This is a genomic window from Superficieibacter sp. BNK-5, from assembly GCF_047456055.1.
Classification (GTDB): Bacteria; Pseudomonadota; Gammaproteobacteria; order Enterobacterales; family Enterobacteriaceae; genus Superficieibacter.
The window spans coordinates 1,277,234-1,293,974 of the sequence record NZ_CP179893.1 but is presented as its reverse complement, the minus strand read 5'-3'; the positions used below and the strand labels follow the sequence as shown (position 1 = coordinate 1,293,974).

14 protein-coding genes, 1 rRNA gene and 1 pseudogene are annotated in these 16,741 nt (G+C 52.3%); 9 read left to right on the top strand and 7 right to left on the bottom strand.

The window, feature by feature from the left end; genetic code table 11:
• The first annotated feature begins 8 nt into the window (after positions 1–8).
• Positions 9–124, top strand: a 5S ribosomal RNA gene (rrf, locus tag ACMGGS_RS06215).
• 231 nt (positions 125–355) lie between these two features.
• Here the strand turns inward: rrf and mobB are convergent.
• Positions 356–886: a molybdopterin-guanine dinucleotide biosynthesis protein MobB gene (gene mobB / locus ACMGGS_RS06210; protein WP_414166211.1), complete on the bottom strand. Its 531-nt coding sequence runs from the start codon at positions 884–886 to the stop codon at positions 356–358.
• Entirely contained in the window at positions 868–1,452 is a 585-nt protein-coding gene (gene mobA / locus ACMGGS_RS06205) for a molybdenum cofactor guanylyltransferase MobA (RefSeq protein WP_414165435.1), read from the bottom strand. Before mobA ends, mobB begins: the two co-directional genes overlap by 19 nt.
• A 69-nt stretch (positions 1,453–1,521) precedes the next feature.
• Here mobA and ACMGGS_RS06200 point away from each other — a divergent pair, with 69 nt between their 5' ends.
• From ACMGGS_RS06200 to polA, 5 genes are all read left to right on the top strand, one after another.
• Positions 1,522–1,791 (top strand): YihD family protein, encoded by a 270-nt coding sequence (locus ACMGGS_RS06200; RefSeq protein ID WP_414165434.1) that lies wholly within the window; start codon positions 1,522–1,524, stop codon positions 1,789–1,791.
• A gap of 74 nt (positions 1,792–1,865) precedes the next feature.
• Positions 1,866–2,852 carry a serine/threonine protein kinase gene (locus ACMGGS_RS06195; RefSeq protein ID WP_414165433.1) on the top strand — a complete coding sequence of 329 codons (987 nt, stop codon included), beginning with the start codon at positions 1,866–1,868 and terminating at the stop codon, positions 2,850–2,852.
• A 26-nt stretch (positions 2,853–2,878) separates the two neighbouring features.
• On the top strand, positions 2,879–3,502 hold the full coding sequence (gene dsbA, locus ACMGGS_RS06190) for a thiol:disulfide interchange protein DsbA (protein ID WP_176919572.1): 624 nt from the start codon (positions 2,879–2,881) through the stop codon (positions 3,500–3,502).
• Between the two features lie 194 nt (positions 3,503–3,696).
• Positions 3,697–5,166, top strand: coding sequence for a YdgA family protein (locus tag ACMGGS_RS06185; RefSeq protein ID WP_414165432.1), 1,470 nt, complete (start codon positions 3,697–3,699; stop codon positions 5,164–5,166).
• 374 nt (positions 5,167–5,540) lie between these two features.
• Entirely contained in the window at positions 5,541–8,327 is a 2,787-nt protein-coding gene (polA, locus tag ACMGGS_RS06180) for a DNA polymerase I (protein WP_414165431.1), read from the top strand.
• Between the two features lie 295 nt (positions 8,328–8,622).
• Here the strand turns inward: polA and yihA are convergent, their stop codons facing one another.
• Positions 8,623–9,255 (bottom strand): ribosome biogenesis GTP-binding protein YihA/YsxC, encoded by a 633-nt coding sequence (yihA, locus tag ACMGGS_RS06175; protein ID WP_414165430.1) that lies wholly within the window; start codon positions 9,253–9,255, stop codon positions 8,623–8,625.
• A gap of 301 nt (positions 9,256–9,556) precedes the next feature.
• Here yihA and ACMGGS_RS06170 point away from each other — a divergent pair.
• The 3 genes and pseudogenes from ACMGGS_RS06170 to hemN all read left to right on the top strand — a co-directional run bounded on the left by ACMGGS_RS06170 (position 9,557) and on the right by hemN (position 11,911).
• Positions 9,557–9,692 (top strand): annotated as a pseudogene (locus ACMGGS_RS06170) (hypothetical protein).
• A gap of 150 nt (positions 9,693–9,842) precedes the next feature.
• Entirely contained in the window at positions 9,843–10,349 is a 507-nt protein-coding gene (yihI, locus tag ACMGGS_RS06165; RefSeq protein ID WP_414165429.1) for a Der GTPase-activating protein YihI, read from the top strand.
• A gap of 188 nt (positions 10,350–10,537) precedes the next feature.
• Complete coding sequence (hemN, locus tag ACMGGS_RS06160; RefSeq protein WP_414165428.1) at positions 10,538–11,911, top strand: oxygen-independent coproporphyrinogen III oxidase; 1,374 nt, start codon at positions 10,538–10,540, stop codon at positions 11,909–11,911.
• On the opposite strand, the gene ACMGGS_RS06155 is transcribed toward hemN, so the two are convergent.
• From ACMGGS_RS06155 to ACMGGS_RS06140, 4 genes are read right to left on the bottom strand one after another with little or no spacing between them, the layout of a single operon-like run.
• The gene (locus ACMGGS_RS06155) at positions 11,897–12,493 is read right to left on the bottom strand and encodes a TetR/AcrR family transcriptional regulator (RefSeq protein ID WP_414165427.1); all 597 of its coding nucleotides are present in this window, start codon (positions 12,491–12,493) and stop codon (positions 11,897–11,899) included. The two genes, hemN and ACMGGS_RS06155, sit on opposite strands and share 15 nt — an antisense overlap.
• A gap of 52 nt (positions 12,494–12,545) precedes the next feature.
• Entirely contained in the window at positions 12,546–13,484 is a 939-nt protein-coding gene (locus tag ACMGGS_RS06150; RefSeq protein ID WP_414165426.1) for a glycyl-radical enzyme activating protein, read from the bottom strand.
• A 50-nt stretch (positions 13,485–13,534) separates the two neighbouring features.
• Positions 13,535–13,792: a hypothetical protein gene (locus tag ACMGGS_RS06145; protein ID WP_194208524.1), complete on the bottom strand. Its 258-nt coding sequence runs from the start codon at positions 13,790–13,792 to the stop codon at positions 13,535–13,537.
• A complete protein-coding gene (locus ACMGGS_RS06140; RefSeq protein ID WP_414165425.1) occupies positions 13,793–16,438 on the bottom strand; it encodes a pyruvate formate lyase family protein in 2,646 nt (881 codons plus the stop codon).
• Between the last annotated feature and the right edge of the window lie 303 nt (positions 16,439–16,741).

Sequence of the window (16,741 nt, the reverse complement as noted above, 5' to 3'; positions counted from 1 at the left end):
AGAATTTGCCTGGCGGCAACAGCGCGGTGGTCCCACCTGACCCCATGCCGAACTCAGAAGTGAAACGCCGTAGCGCCGATGGTAGTGTGGGGTCTCCCCATGCGAGAGTAGGGAACTGCCAGGCATCAAACAAGTAAGAAGCCCATCCTGACGGATGGGCTTTTTGCGTTTCTGTCGTAAAACTTCCACCCGTCATGCCCTCATTCCCCATCGGTAATCACCAGCCAGACTCCCGCCCCCTCACGCCAGATAGCAACGTCTTTCTGCTGGTCTGTGAACTGCAAACCCTGTTGCTATGCCACTTGCCACAGGCGCGGCCGCAGCACACCGGGCAAAACGAAGCCAAAGCAGAAAACTATCGTTTCTCCTGCCCCGCCATCCACAGCTCAATAAACGCCACAATGTCCCCGACATCATTCAAATTCAGTACCGGCACATCCAGCGCCAGGGGAACATCGCTGGCAACAGCAATCACATGCGCATCCAGCGTCAGCTCGCCTGGCTCATGCCCCGCACCGGCTCTGAAAAGCAGAATCTTTGCGATACTCTCCTGCTTAAAACCCTCGACTAACACAAGATCCAGCGTGGAATGATCCATCCGGCTGACCAGATAAGCCAGATCCAGCGTCTCCTCCTCCGGCGTTTCCGTCATAAGCGCCCAGCGCTGCTGACTGGCCACCATCGTTTGTGCGGCACCCGCCTTACGTAGCTCATAACTATCCTTTCCGGGCTTATCAATATCCATATGATGATGCGTATGCTTAATCAGGCCGGGCCGGATACCTCGTTCACAGAGTGCCGGGATCAGTTTCTTAAGCAGCGTGGTCTTGCCAGTGCCGCTCCATGCCGCAATTGCCAGTACAGGGATCATTGTCTCTCCTGCCAGTGCGCCAGCTCTTCGGGTGTATTTACATTCACAAACGCCGCAGGGCGATCGCTAAAATCGACAGAATGCCCGCCGCTCTGCCGCAGAAACACCATTACACGGCGCTCACCCGCCCGAAGATAGTCCTGAAGCGATGGAATAAGACGCCGATGCAGGAGCGCAATTGCCGGGTGATCGCGTTCGCCATCATTTACCCATACGGCGGGAGATCCCTTTATCTCTGCCTCTAAACGTGACAACAGATCGTCCGGGATAGCAGGCGTATCGCAGGGGCAAAAAAGAAACCAGTCGCTGTTAATCTGCTGCATTACAGAAAGTATCCCTGCCAGCGGACCTGGGAAATCCGCCAGCGAATCCTGAACAACCGGAAGGCCGCTGGCCTGATAACTATCGAGATTACGATTCGCGCTAATCACTACGTTCTCTACCTGAGAAGACAGTTTATCGGCCACCCATTTCCACAACGGTCGCCCGTGAAGTTCAATAAGCCCTTTATCTCTGCCCCCCATCCGCGTCGATCTCCCTCCAGCCAGCACGACGCCTGTTACTACACTATCCTGATCCACTGATATCGCCTCTTTTATTGTGGGATTGACCCTGCTAACGTGTCTTAACGAAAAGTAAGGAGCCAAGCTATGAAGTGTAAACGTCTTAACGAAGTGATTGAACTTCTTCAGCCCGCCTGGCAAAAAGAGCCAGAGCTGAATCTTATTCAATTTTTACAGAAACTGGCTGTGGAGTCAGGATACGAAGGCGATCTCGCCGACCTTTCTGACGATATCCTGATCTATCACCTGAAAATGCGCGACTCATCAAAAGATGCCGTCATTCCGGGTATTAAGAAAGATTATGAAGAGGATTTTAAAACCGCACTTCTTCGCGCACGCGGCGTAATTAAAGAGTAAAACCTTGTAAGCGGAGCCTCCGAAAGCGCTGTGAAATGATATCCTGAATCATTCGTATTTTTTCGGATGCCAGGATGAACGACAAGGCTTTCACATTCCAGACATTACATCCGGATACCATCATGGATGCGCTGTTCGATCAGGGTATTCGGGTGGATTCCGGGCTTACGCCGCTCAATAGCTATGAAAACCGTGTCTACCAGTTTCAGGATGAAGATCGCCGCCGCTTTGTGGTCAAATTCTACCGTCCCGAACGCTGGTCGGCTGAGCAGATTCAGGAAGAACACCAGTTCGCACTGGAACTTCAGCATGATGATGTCCCTGTTGCTGCGCCGCTGAAATTTAACGATCGAACCCTGCTGACCCATCAGGGATTTTTCTATGCGATATTCCCGAGCATGGGCGGTCGCCAGTTTGAAGCGGATAACCTGGATCAAATGGAGTGGGTCGGGCGTTATCTTGGCCGTCTGCACCAGACCGGTCGTAAACACCCCTTTCAGTTCCGCCCGGCGATAGGCGTACAGGAATACCTGATCGCGCCACGACAGATATTAGAAAATTGTACGCTGATCCCTGCCAGGCAAAAAGAAACGTTCTTGCAGACCACCGATGCGCTGATCGACGCTGTTAACGGGCAATGGCATAATCGCTTTACGTCGCTACGTTTACACGGCGACTGTCATGCCGGCAATATTCTCTGGCGTGACGGTCCGCTGTTTGTGGATTTGGACGATGCGCGCAGCGGCCCGGCCATCCAGGATTTATGGATGCTGCTGAACGGAGACAAAGCTGAGCAGCGCATGCAGCTGGAAACCATCATTGAAGCCTATGAGGAATTCAGTGAGTTTAATTCCGATGAATTAGGACTGATTGAGCCTTTACGTGCCATGAGGCTGGTTTATTATCTGGCATGGTTGATCCGTCGCTGGGATGACCCTGCTTTTCCGGCAAACTTCCCCTGGCTTGCCGAGGAAGATTACTGGTACAGACAAAAACAAATATTCACCGAACAGATTCGGGTTCTACAAGAACCCCCTCTACAATTAACGCCAATGTATTAATGACTATATTCAGGAGAGAGTTACCAATGAAAAAAATTTGGCTGGCACTGGCAGGTATGATTCTGGCATTTAGCGCATCAGCGGCACAAATCACCGATGGCAAGGAATACATCACGCTTGATAAACCGGCCGCTGGTGAGCCACAGGTGCTGGAATTTTTCTCATTCTATTGCCCGCATTGCTATGAATTTGAAGAAGTGCTGCACGTTTCGGATACGGTTAAACAGAAGCTGCCGCAAGGCACTAAGATGACAAAATATCACGTTGAATTCCTTGGTCCTTTGGGCAAAGAGATGACGCAAGCATGGGCCGTTGCGGTAGCGCTGGGTGTGGAAGATAAAATCACCGCCCCGATGTTTAACGCGGTACAAAAAACGCAATCTGTACAATCTGTCGCCGATATCCGTAAGGTATTCGTTGATGCGGGCGTTAAAGGTGAAGAATACGACGCTGCATGGAACAGCTTTGTAGTGAAATCGCTGGTCGCTCAGCAGGAAAAAGCCGCTGCCGATCTGCAACTCCAGGGGGTGCCTGCAATGTACGTGAATGGTAAATACCAGCTTAATCCGCAGGGTATGGACACCAGCAATATGGATGTCTTTATCCAGCAGTACGCAAACACCGTGAAGCAGCTGGTTGAGAAAAAATAACGCTGCTTTAAACGTTAAAAACGCCTGAGCGAATACCTCAGGCGTTTTTTTATGTCTGGAATAAAAAAATAGCGCAAACGCTGGACAACACGCGCATAAAAAACGATAGTGCTAAATATTGTAACCTTTTGTTTTTATTGTATTAATTATAGCTTCCATGAATTAATGGAGCAATTTTATTAAGGATGATGAATATGAAGAAATCAACAGTTGCCGTAGGCGTAATTATCGCTCTTGGCGTGGTATGGACCGGTAGCGCATGGTATACCGGAAAACAGCTGGAGAAGAATGTTGAGGCTGTGGTTAACAAGGTAACAGCCGACACCAGTAAAAAACTGGATGCCGAAATCCATTCAACCGTTAAAGATTTCCATCGCGGTTGGTTTAGTAGCCATTTTATTCTTGATATCGCGCCGGTAAAAGGTATCACCATTGACGGGATAAAATCTAACCAGAGCTTACAATTAAACGTCGATGTTGACCATGGACCTTTCCCTCTGGCCCGTGTTAGCTCAGGAAATATTCTGCCTGCTATGGCCTCAGCCAAACTGTCATTAATTAATAATGAACTAACCAGGACGGCATTTGACGGTGCAAAAGGGAAAAGTCCGGTAGAGGCCATCATCAATTATGCCTGGGGCGGTGCAATTTCATCTGACATTACCCTTGCACCGGCTGAATATAAGGACCAAAACAATTCGTTAACGTTCGAAGGCGCGTCATACCATGTCGATACTAATGCATCCATGAACGCCTTTGATTATGAAGGTAAAAGCAAAAAAATTACCTTCTCAGGTAAAAATAACATTGAAGTCGTTGTACCGGGCATGACGTTTTCGGGTCATCAAAACAAGACGCCGTTTGACTTTATGACGGGCGATCAACGGCTCGATTTTGAAAGCATAAGTATTAGCACGGCTGGCAAACCTGTCGCCCGATTAGATGGCCTGAGCTTTGGTGCTAATGTCGATCTTTCCGCTGACAATAAAAAGCTGAATGCTAAAGGCGAATATGCAGTCGCCTCGCTGAGCATTCAGGGGCAGGATTTCGGTGGAGGTAAAATCGCTATGGATCTCGCCTCATTAGATGTTGTTGCCTTTGCTGATTTCATGAAAGATTACCGACAGCTCGGTAAAGAACTTGTCGCGAGTACGCCTGCTCAGCAAATAGATCCAAACTATATCAGTAGCAAGTTAAAAGCGTTGATAGTGTCGCATGCCAGCAAGCTGAAAAAAGGCGAGCCGGAAGTGAAGTGGCTTATCAACTGGAAAAATGAGAAAGGCGAGGCCGCGTTAAATCTGGATTATCAGGCTGCTGATACCAATAAGCGATTAGATGAAAGCGCAAATGAAACGGCGGCGCTGGATAGCCAGCTCAAATACGTTGCAGCTAAGCTGGTTCTGCCCGTGGATATGGCTATTGAAGTGGGCAAAAAGGGTTTGATGGTCGCAGATCATAAATCTGAAGAAAGTGCGAAAGCTAAGGCAACTCAGGGCGTTAACGGCCTGGTGGGGCTGGGGAGTATGTTTAAGCTCATTACCCTGGAAAACAATACGGTTAAACTGGACGCGCAATATAGCCAGGGTTACATCACTCTCAATGGTAAAAAAATGACCGTCGATGAATTCCGTCAGCAATATGGTCGGCTTGGCTCACTTCATTAATCTGCTTTAATGCTTCGCTCAGGCTGTGGGCGTGAATAGCCTGAGCGAATGCGCAAAATGTGACACTACCCACATCAGACTAATAAAAAAATAGCACTTATATCCACATCGGTTAAATTACCAGCATTGATCCTGAAATAACCGCGGATCCTCAATAATCCTATGAATATAAAGAAATTTACCCACGTAAACGCTTCAGGCTTTTTCTCTTTTATACGAGCATAAAATTCTATGCACAAAGTTATCCACAGGATAACTCTGCGATCGATCCTCAGGATCGGAGATTCTTTTCGATCAATTTAAGGGAAAAATTCAAGTTTTTATCCGGTCTGTGGCATCCTTTAACCATAAACTGATAAACAGGCATGGAAATTATGGTTCAGATCTCAGAAAACCCACTCATCCTGGTTGATGGCTCCTCTTACCTTTACCGGGCCTATCATGCGTTTCCTCCTCTGACCAATAGTGCCGGAGAACCAACAGGCGCAATGTACGGCGTGCTCAACATGCTGCGTAGTCTGATCATGCAGTATCAGCCTACCCATGCGGTTGTGGTCTTTGACGCTAAAGGTAAAACCTTCCGCGACGAGCTGTTTGAGCATTACAAATCCCACCGTCCGCCGATGCCGGACGATCTGCGTGCGCAGATCGAACCGCTGCATGCGATGGTGAAAGCGATGGGCCTGCCGCTAATGGCGGTGTCCGGCGTCGAGGCGGATGACGTTATCGGTACGCTGGCGCGTGAAGCGGATAAAGCGGGACGTCCGGTATTAATCAGCACCGGCGATAAAGACATGGCGCAGCTGGTGACGCCAAATATCACGCTCATCAACACCATGACCAATACTATCCTCGGGCCGGAAGAAGTCGCGACCAAATACGGCGTGCCGCCAGAACTGATCATTGATTTTCTCGCCCTGATGGGCGATTCGTCAGATAACATCCCAGGCGTGCCAGGTGTCGGAGAGAAAACCGCGCAGGCATTGTTACAGGGGCTGGGTGGCCTTGATACGCTTTACGCCGAGCCGGAAAAAATTGCCGGACTCTCCTTCCGCGGCGCGAAAACCATGGCCGCGAAGCTGGAGCAAAATAAAGAGGTGGCTTACCTCTCCTATCAACTGGCAACCATCAAAACGGATGTCGAGCTGGAGCTGACTTGCGATCAGCTTGAAGTACAGCAGCCTGCGGTGGAAGAGTTGCTGGCGCTATTCAAAAAATACGAATTTAAGCGCTGGTTTACCGACGTTGAAGCGGGCAAATGGCTACAGGCGAAAGGGGCGAAAACGGCGGCAAAACCTCAGGAGACGCTGGTGGTGGAGGCGGACGTAACCCCGACGGTCGCCACCCTGTCATCGGAACATTACGTCACGATTCTTGATGAAGAAACGCTGCAAAGCTGGATTGCCACGCTGAAGAAGACCCCGGTATTTGCGTTCGATACCGAAACTGACAGCCTGGATAATATCAGCGCGAACCTGGTCGGCATCTCTTTCGCCACTGAGCCGGGTGTTGCCGCCTATATCCCCGTCGCGCATGACTACCTTGACGCACCGGATCAAATTTCCCGCGAGCGGGCGCTCGAATTGCTCAAGCCGCTGCTGGAAGATGAAACGCTTTTGAAAGTGGGGCAAAACCTGAAGTTCGATCGCGGTATTTTGCAGAATTACGGCATCGAGCTGCGCGGCATCGCCTTTGATACCATGCTGGAATCCTACACGCTGGACAGCGTGGTGGGCCGTCATGATATGGATTCTCTGTCCGATCGCTGGCTGAAGCATAAGACCGTCTCCTTTGAGGAAATTGCCGGGAAAGGGAAGAATCAACTCACTTTCAACCAGATCGCGCTGGAAGAGGCCGGGCATTATGCGGCGGAAGATGCCGACGTCACGCTGCAACTGCACCTAAAAATGTGGCCGGAACTGCAACAGCACGCTGGCCCGCTCAATATCTTCCAGAACATTGAAATGCCGCTGGTGCCGGTCATTTCCCGTATTGAGCGCAACGGCGTCAAAATCGATCCGGCGGTATTGCATAAACACTCCGGTGAAATTGCGCTACGCCTGACCGAACTTGAGCAGAAGGCGCACGACATCGCGGGCGAGCCGTTTAACCTCTCCTCGACGAAACAGCTGCAAACGATCCTGTTTGAGAAGCAGGGCATTAAGCCACTGAAGAAAACGCCGGGCGGCGCGCCGTCCACTTCGGAAGAGGTGCTGGAAGAGCTGGCGCTGGATTATCCGCTGCCGAAAGTCATCCTGGAATATCGCGGCCTGGCGAAGCTGAAATCGACCTACACCGATAAGCTGCCGCTGATGATTAACCCGAAAACCGGTCGCGTTCACACCTCCTATCACCAGGCGGTGACGGCCACCGGGCGGCTTTCTTCAACCGATCCTAACCTGCAAAATATTCCGGTGCGTAATGATGAAGGCCGCCGTATCCGTCAGGCTTTTATCGCGCCGGAGGATTACGTCATCGTCTCCGCCGACTACTCGCAAATCGAGTTGCGCATCATGGCGCACCTGTCGCGTGATAAGGGACTGCTGACGGCGTTTGCCGAGGGGAAAGACATTCACCGCGCCACGGCGGCGGAAGTGTTTGGCCTGCCGCTGGATCACGTGACAAATGAGCAGCGCCGCAGCGCGAAAGCGATTAACTTCGGCCTGATTTACGGGATGAGCGCCTTCGGCCTGTCGCGCCAGCTCAACATTCCGCGTAAAGAGTCGCAGAAGTATATGGACCTCTACTTCGAGCGCTACCCTGGCGTACTGGAGTACATGGAGCGAACCCGTGCGCAGGCGAAAGAGAAAGGCTACGTCGAAACGCTGGACGGTCGCCGTCTCTACCTGCCGGACATCAAATCCAGCAACGCGGCACGGCGGGCAGGCGCAGAGCGTGCGGCCATCAACGCGCCGATGCAGGGTACCGCGGCGGACATTATCAAACGCGCGATGATTGCGGTCGATGACTGGCTGGAAACGGAAAAACCGCGCGTGCGGATGATCATGCAGGTACACGATGAACTGGTATTTGAAGTGCATAAAGATGACGTTGCAACCGTGTCGAAGAAAATCCACGAGCTAATGGAAAACTGTACCCAGCTTGACGTGCCGTTACTGGTGGAAGTGGATAGCGGTGAAAACTGGGATCAGGCTCACTAAGATTTGGCTGCAATAAGCGCTTTCTTGTAAGTAAGCAACATAACTTATCGCATTTTGTGATGAACATTAGAATTCGGTATGTAAAGAATGAAAAAAAATTACAAAAAGGGCTTCGCAGGTGGCTAAAAAAAGAGTAGAGTTATTCGCGTAGGGTACAGAGGTAAGATGTTCTATCTTTCAGACCTTTTACTTCACGTAATCGGATTTGGCTGAATATTTTAGCCGCCCCGGTCAGTAATGATCGGGGCGTTTTTTATTGGGCGAAACAAAAAAACGCGGACTATGCCGCGCCTGTTTATTCAGCGTCTTCTTCTTCAGTGACAGGAGGAAGGTCGCTAAACCAGCTATCCAGCTTCTGCCGCAGTTTATCCACGCCCAGTTTCTTCAGCGACGAAAACGCTTCAACCTGCACATCGCCGTTAAAGGCCAGCACCGCTTCGCGAACCATATTGAGCTGCGCTTTGCGCGCGCCGCTGGCCAGTTTGTCCGCCTTGGTTAACAGCACCAGCACCTGAATATTACTCTCCACGGCCCACTGAATCATCTGCTGATCGAGATCTTTAAGCGGATGACGGATATCCATCAGGATCACCACGCCCTGCAAACACTGGCGTTTTTCCAGATATTCACCGAGCGCGCGCTGCCACTTAATTTTCATCTCTTCCGGCACTTCGGCATAACCGTAGCCCGGAAGGTCAACCAGACGTTTGCCCTCGGCCACTTCGAACAGGTTAATGAGCTGGGTGCGACCCGGCGTCTTGGAGGTTCGCGCGAGGTTTTTCTGGTTGGTCAGCGTATTCAGGGCGCTCGATTTGCCCGCGTTGGAGCGGCCAGCGAAAGCCACTTCTATGCCGATATCGCCGGGAAGATGGCGAATATCCGGTGCACTGGTGACAAAGTGCGTTTGTTGATAATTAAAACTTGTCAAAATGGCCTTCTCCGTTAATTCAGGCGTTGGCGGCGATTATACCCGATCAACGGAAAAAGACTGTTTTTTCGGCTGGGTAGTGGCCATGTAAGCAAAAGCCATACGCTTTGTGAGACATTGACCATAATCCTTATGGGAGATTGCTGGCGCGTTTCCCTAAGCTAAATTTTTTTATCGCTACAAATCATAGGGTTAGTTTTTAAGTTTTTTCCGATTACCCTTTCTCACGTCTCGCTGTACCTTGTATACCCATCACAGTACGGTAAAGTGTGACTCACAGGCGAGGACGCCAGCAGGATTGATGACTCAGGATGAGGGTCAGGAGCGCCAGGAGGCGAAGACGCAGGATTGTCAGGAAGACAGACGTCCGGAGACGTTTTACAAGGAAAGGGAACTGCAACAAGGATTGTTCCATGCTAAGGGAAAAACAGGGTTAGTTGTAAGCAAACAGGGAATGTAAAGCCCGCTGAGGGTGTGAGTCAGGAAAAAAGGCGACAGAGTAATCTGTCGCCTTTTTTCTTTGCTTGCTTTCTGTTAGATTCCGCCTCAATTCTATACTAAAGAAAATGGCTTAAAGATCTCAGATTATGAAAAAACCAGCATCGGCACCGCGCAGTAAAGTCCGCCGCAAAACGCGTGAAGAGTTGAATCAGGAAGCGCGCGCGCTCAAGCGCAAGAAAAAGCACCGCGGTCACTCGGCGGGCAGCCGCGCAACCGGCAGTGAAAGCGCCTCCGGCGGCAAAGGCCAGAAACAGCAAAAAGATCCGCGTATTGGCAGTAAAACACCGATTCCACTGGGCGTTACCGACGCGCCAGTCACCAGGCAGCACAAACCAAAGAGCGAGAAACCTATGCTTTCACCGCAGGATGAGCTGGATATGCTGGAGAACGATGAGCGCCTGGACGCGCTGCTGGAACGTCTGGAAGAGGGTGAAACCCTGACTGCTGAAGAGCAATCCTGGGTCGATGCCAAACTGGACCGTATTGACGAACTGATGCAGAAACTCGGCCTCTCTTACGATGATGATGAAGAGGATGAGGACGAGGAAGAAAAGCAGGAAGATATGATGCGCCTGCTGAAAGGCGGAAAGTAACGTTTGCACCAGGCCGGGCTGCCCGTCCTGCTTCTACTCCTTCCGGTTATATGTTATCTGGGGTGGTTATTCGTTAAACTACAGCGGTTGTCGCGGCGTCAACGTTGGCTGCGCAACCGGCTGGTAACGAAAAACGGTGTCCGGCCGGTATACCGTACCCGCCGTCGGCATCATCGGAAGGAGTGAGCATGTCTGAGCAGTTAATCGACTGGGATCTGGCCCTGATCCAAAAATATAACTATTCCGGGCCGCGTTATACCTCTTATCCCACCGCGCTGGAGTTTTCCGAAGACTTCGGCGAAGCGGAGTTTCTCAGCGCCGTGGCGCGCTATCCTGAGCGGCCGCTGTCGCTCTATGTCCATATCCCCTTTTGCCATAAGCTCTGCTATTTCTGCGGCTGCAACAAAATCGTCACCCGCCAGCAGCATAAAGCCGATCAGTACCTCGACGCGCTGGAACAGGAAATTCTCCATCGCGCGCCGCGGTTTGCTGACCGGCAGGTTAGCCAGTTGCACTGGGGCGGCGGCACGCCAACTTACCTGAATAAAGCGCAAATCAGCCGCCTGATGACGCTATTGCGCGCGAATTTCGCCTTCAATGACGACGCGGAAATCTCGATCGAAGTCGATCCGCGTGAAATAGCGCTGGATGTGCTCGATCATTTACGCGCCGAAGGCTTTAATCGTCTGAGCATGGGCGTGCAGGACTTCAACAAAGAGGTTCAGCGGCTGGTTAATCGCGAGCAGGATGAAGATTTTATCTTTGCGCTGCTCAACCATGCGCGGGATATCGGTTTTACCTCGACGAATATCGACTTAATCTACGGCCTGCCGAAGCAAACGCCGGAGAGCTTCGCTTTTACGCTTAAACGCGTGGCGGAACTTAATCCTGATCGGCTTAGCGTATTTAACTATGCCCATCTGCCGACCCTGTTTGCTGCCCAGCGCAAAATCAAAGATGCCGACCTGCCGACAGCGCAGCAGAAGCTGGATATTTTGCAGGAAACCATCGCCTCGCTGACCGCTGACGGCTACCAGTTTATTGGCATGGATCACTTTGCCCGTCCCGATAACGAGCTGGCGGTCGCCCAGCGTGAGGGCATTCTGCATCGTAACTTTCAGGGCTATACCACCCAGGGCGATACCGATTTGCTGGGGATGGGCGTTTCGGCCATCAGCATGATCGGCGACTGCTATGCGCAGAACCAGAAAGAGCTGAAGCGCTATTATCAGCAGGTCGATGAACAGGGCGATGCGCTGTGGCGCGGCATTGCCTTAACGCGTGATGATTGCATCCGCCGCGATGTGATTAAAGCGCTGATCTGTAATTTCCGCCTCGATACGCAAGCCGTCGAAGCCCAGTGGGATCTCGACTTTAACGACTACTTTGCCGAAGACCTTAAGCTGCTGGCCCCGCTGGCGAAAGACGGGCTGGTGGACGTAAACGAAAATGCCATTCAGGTCACCGCTAAGGGCCGCTTGCTGATCCGCAATATCTGCATGTGCTTTGACGCTTATCTGCGCCAGAAAGCACGCATGCAGCAATTCTCACGGGTAATTTAAATCGAGTTCCGCATAGTCAGGGAAAACGGTGCGGAACAATCGACGAACTAACGCCACGATGTCTTCATCGCTTCTGGCGGCGGAAAAATTGTAGATAAGCGAAAAACTCATCTCCAGAAAAAAGGCGATGTCCTCTTTCGTCGCGTGTTCCAGAAACCAGCTTTCAAAAATAGTGCGCATCGCCTGATAGCGTGGCTGCTGGTGTTTTTCGTTTAGCTGACTGGCAATGTCGGGATGTTCCAGCGCCAGGCCAATCATCACTCTGGCGACGGCGGTGCGGTGAAATTTACGCATCTCAATAACGCGGGCAATAAACTGCGCGTAAAAGTCGCGCTGGTTCCCGGCATCGTATTCCAGCACCGGAAGCGCTTCGCTGGCGTGACGCAGAAAGGCCTCGCAGAAAATCGCCTCTTTGCCCGGCCACCATTTGTAGATGGTGGTCTTGCTGACGCCCGCCTGGCGGGCCAGCTGCTCAACATTGATGCGGGCGAAGCTGACGCCGTCTTCAACCAGCGTCAGCATCGCGGTGAGAATGGAAATCCGCACGCTGTCGTCCCGCCTGCGGCCTCGTTTTATCTGCACGTCATTTTCCCCGCTTTCGTTTTGCCAGTGAGTATAAGAAAGCGGGAGGGGATCAGAAAGGAGTATCGCTGCCTACGTAGCAACGGATCGCCTGTGCCTCGAAATGCGCTTTCATCGCCAGCAGCGCATTCTGGGTGAGCGACCCGGTGTGCGCAAAGTCATACTGACGGCTTAACTGGGTATATTTTGATGCGCCCAGGCGATGAAACGGTAATAAATTCACTTCCGTCAGGCCAGCCTGTTGCAGAAAACGCGCGGTGGCCTGCATGTTCTGGTCATCGTCGTTAAAGCCAGGAATGACCGGCACGCGTGGGATCAGGCGAAACGTGTCGCGATGCTGTGCCATCTTCACGATATTTTCGAGGATCAGCGCATTGGATACGCCGGTGCCTTCACGATGGCGGGCATCGTCCATATGTTTGATATCGACAAAGACCCAGTCGGTGTGTTTAAGCACCTCCTGATAATGGCTCCACGACGCGTAGCCGGAGGTCTCTATGGCCGTGTGGATGTAGTTACGGTGGCACTGTTCAAGAAAGCGGGCGGCAAATTTATACTGGCTCATCATTTCGCCGCCGCCGAGGGTAATGCCGCCGCCGCTGCCCCAGAAGCGCCGGTCGCGTTCTATCTTGCGCATCAGCGCTTGCTGAGTGTAATACTTCCCGGCGATACCCAGCGCCGAGTCATAGCAATACTCCACGCAACGGAGCGATTCACACTGCTGGCAGCGCGCGCGATCGAAGGCAATCGCGCCGTCCTGCGTAATAGAGATGGCCTGTTCCGGACACTGTTCCACGCAGTTATAGCAGCGCTGACAGCTATCCTCGCGGAACATCACCTCCCGGTTGCGGCACTCTCCCTCCGGATTGCTGCACCAGGTACAGCTCAGCGGGCAGCCTTTGAAAAAAATCAGCGTCCTTCCGCCCGGACCATCGTGAACGGAAAAACCCTGAATATCAAAAATTAGCGCGACGTCTTCATTGGTTTTCATGGCTGTGGTCGTCCGTGGCAAGCGGGGCCGTTTTCGGCCCCGCACAGGGTTTAGCTCAGCGGCTGGAATTTCTCGCAGGCGTTCATCGTCGGGTAGACCATTTTCTCATGGCACTGGCCGACGAATTCCGTTCCGGCCTTCACGCAGTAGCTCTGGCAGAACTTGCACTGGTTTTTGCGCACAAAGGCCTGACAGCTTTTCACTGGTGAATCCAGCAGAATGCGCTGCTGAGAGTGTTCGCAGGTGCCTTTAAATACATCAAACGGCGCGCATTTCTGGCAGTCGTTGCAGGTATATTCCATGGTCATTTAAATTTCCTCATACTCGGTGCGGGAAATGATTTCATCCTGAATAGGTTTCGATAACTCAACCCAGTACTGCGTAAAGCCGGCGACGCGCACCATCAGATCGCGATAGTTACCGGGGTTTTCCTGAGCGTCTTTCAGCATCCGCGAATCGACGATATTGAACTGGATGTGATAGCCACCCTTGTCCATATAAGCGCGGATCAGTTCCTGAAGTTTTTTCGACCCCTGCACGCCTTTAATCGCCGATGGATGGATCTTGGTATTCAGCTGGGTATTCATAAAGTCGGAGTGATCGATGCAGGTCGCCGAGTTAAAGACGGCATACGGACCGCTCACGTCGGTGCCCGGATAGGGCGACTGCGCACCGTCGGCCAGCGTCAGGCCGGTCAGACGACCGTCCGGCGAGGCGACACAGGCTTGCCCCAGCGGGCCGTGGGTGGTGACGGACAACATACATGGCACCCAAGGACGGCCAAAGATATCGTTCACTTCCGGCACGATATCGCGGAAATATTCCACGATGTCTTTATAGATATCATCGACATAAGGCTCATCATTACCGAACTTCGGCGCACTCATGCACAGAGAGTGAATACGCGCCCATTCATTGCTGACGCGTTTTTGATCGAACATCGAATAGTTGCCGGTTTCCGCCACGCTCTGATAGCCAAAGTTATGCTCCAGCGCGGTTTTCAGATCGCCCAGCGTAAATTTCCCCTCGTCGAAAATGTTGCGCTTAATGGAGGCCAGCGAGTTGGTCAGATTGACCTGGCCGGAGATCCAGGTGGTAAAGCAGCGGTTATAGCGGCTGCCGCCACGGTCGATATCCAGGCCGGACTCAATACAATCGGCCATTAAAGCGGAGTAGAAAATCGGGTTGTCCACATCCCAGGTGGAGGCTGACTTGATATTAAACATCTCTTCAAACAGCACCACCACTTCGCGAAAATAATGCTTAAACTGGCGCATCACCTGCTCAAAGCTGTCCAGCGGCAGACCGTGAGCCTCAAATACACGGGTTCCGGTGCGCGGATCGACGCCGTCCCACAGCACCAGTTCGAGGATTTTCGGCATGTTGATAAAGCCGACGCCGGTGGAGCTGTAAGAGCCTGCGCCGAGTTCGCCATTAACTAATGCGCCGGGCTGAATTTCCAGGCAGCCGCCAATGGTCCAGGAACGCGCATCCTCGAGGGAAATTTTTTCCTCGCCGAAGGTTTTCATCAGATATTCAATGGCGACGCGGTTATTCACCCACGCCGGGAAGCCGGAGCCGGTCTTATTACACTCGACCGCCTTCAGCACGAATTTGTCGCTGAGTTTGCTATCGTAAAGCATGGACAGCGTTGGCTGCGGGGTGGAGCAGCGCATCGCCGCTTCCATAATTAGCTCTTCAAGCTCGTTCTCTGCGGAAGCGCCGTTCGGCTTCAGGCCGCCAATGCCGACGTTGTTAAAGGTGCTGCCTGCCAACAGGCCGATGGTGCCGACCGCCATTGCCAGGTCGATACCGGTGAATTTGACGCGCATACATTCGAGGATTTCCAGCGTCTCTTCGCGGGTGATGCGGCCCTCTTTAATGTCTTTCTCCCAGAAGGGGTAGAGCACCTGGCCGATACGCCCCGGCGAGATCCCGGAACCCTGAATTTCGTTTAGCACCGCGATATGGCAGGTCCACATCAGTTGGGTGGCTTCAAGGAAGGTGCGCGGTGGATTCTCAACGATCCACGCCAGCCGCCCGGCCATATCGGTCAGCTCCTGGCGTACCGTAGCATCCTGTTCAATCGCCGCCATGCGCTGCGCTTCTTTGGCGTAACTGGCAATCCATGCCTGCACGCCTTCAATCACCAGAATCGTGCCTTGCCAGAAGGCGAGGCTGTCCGGCGAACCGCCGGTGTTTTCGGCGATCTTGCGACGGCATTTTTCCAGCATGCCCTTAAAGCCACACTGTAGCGGATACTGGAAGTTGACCACGTTACGGCCATGACGCACCGAGTTCTCAAGATCGGAACACATCAGTACCGCTTTTTTCATATTGAGGTACTGCCCGAAACGCGGGTGCATCGCCGCCCACATAAACGATGAGTCCTCAACGGATTTGTTTTTCCAGTAGCGGCACAGTTCAACGATGACCGGATATTCTTCGCGGCGCACGCCAAAGCGTCTGGAAATCGACAGCACGTTGCCCACGCTTTCGGTGACGTTGCCGCCGCCTTCCGCCACGATGGTTACCTCTTCCAGACTTTTCGTCGCCGCCTTCGCGGATTCGGTCTCCATCTGCTCCGCGCTGTTGAGCGGGTAGCGGTTGGAGGTCCACGGCATAATATAGGCACCGCGCACGTAGCGGGTTTTCTGCATCGCCAGTAGTTCACCGCGGGTGATCATCGGCGTGAGGTGTTCAAAGCCGCACTTCAGCGCCATTGAGCGGCGCAGCATCGGATGATGGCCTTCTGCCTCGATCCATTTCTGCGTGTACCAGTACGTAAACTCGGTATCCAGCGACACTTTCGCTTCGTAATAATCGTCGAGTAACTTTTTCGCGTGTGCGGAACCGGTGACTTTAATTTCGCGGTCTGTCACCTCTTCGGGCGCTTTACCATATTGAAAACTGAGGGGGAGAGATCCCTGATTAAGCTGTTCTGAATCCAACATTACCTTGTACTCCTTGTGTTAGGGCTGAGCGATTTCCGACAGGAAAACGGCTCATGGCGGTAACGTTATCGCGCAAAAAATAATTAGTAAACGATCCGTTCAGTAATTGATTTGTTGTTTGACCAGACGCAAAAATTTTCGCAATTACCAATATGAGTAAGAATGATTTGCGTTATTGATTTTGCGCGGAGAGACAGAGAGAAGGGCGAGGAGGAGTCCTCAGCAATTCGTGGGCCTGTGCAAGCGCAGCGCCGCCAGGCATGATTCACGGTATGACGCTTGCCAGCAATCTGACGCCTTCCT

Excerpts from the sequence above, each read along its gene's own strand:
- ACMGGS_RS06200 (WP_414165434.1), top strand. The coding sequence starts at position 1,522 with ATGAAGTGTAAACGTCTTAACGAAGTGATTGAACTTCTTCAGCCCGCC.
- ACMGGS_RS06195 (WP_414165433.1), top strand. The coding sequence starts at position 1,866 with ATGAACGACAAGGCTTTCACATTCCAGACATTACATCCGGATACCATC.
- dsbA (WP_176919572.1), top strand. The coding sequence starts at position 2,879 with ATGAAAAAAATTTGGCTGGCACTGGCAGGTATGATTCTGGCATTTAGC.
- ACMGGS_RS06185 (WP_414165432.1), top strand. The coding sequence starts at position 3,697 with ATGAAGAAATCAACAGTTGCCGTAGGCGTAATTATCGCTCTTGGCGTG.
- polA (WP_414165431.1), top strand. The coding sequence starts at position 5,541 with ATGGTTCAGATCTCAGAAAACCCACTCATCCTGGTTGATGGCTCCTCT.
- yihI (WP_414165429.1), top strand. The coding sequence starts at position 9,843 with ATGAAAAAACCAGCATCGGCACCGCGCAGTAAAGTCCGCCGCAAAACG.
- hemN (WP_414165428.1), top strand. The coding sequence starts at position 10,538 with ATGTCTGAGCAGTTAATCGACTGGGATCTGGCCCTGATCCAAAAATAT.
- ACMGGS_RS06150 (WP_414165426.1), bottom strand. The coding sequence starts at position 13,484 with ATGAAAACCAATGAAGACGTCGCGCTAATTTTTGATATTCAGGGTTTT.
- ACMGGS_RS06145 (WP_194208524.1), bottom strand. The coding sequence starts at position 13,792 with ATGACCATGGAATATACCTGCAACGACTGCCAGAAATGCGCGCCGTTT.
- ACMGGS_RS06140 (WP_414165425.1), bottom strand. The coding sequence starts at position 16,438 with ATGTTGGATTCAGAACAGCTTAATCAGGGATCTCTCCCCCTCAGTTTT.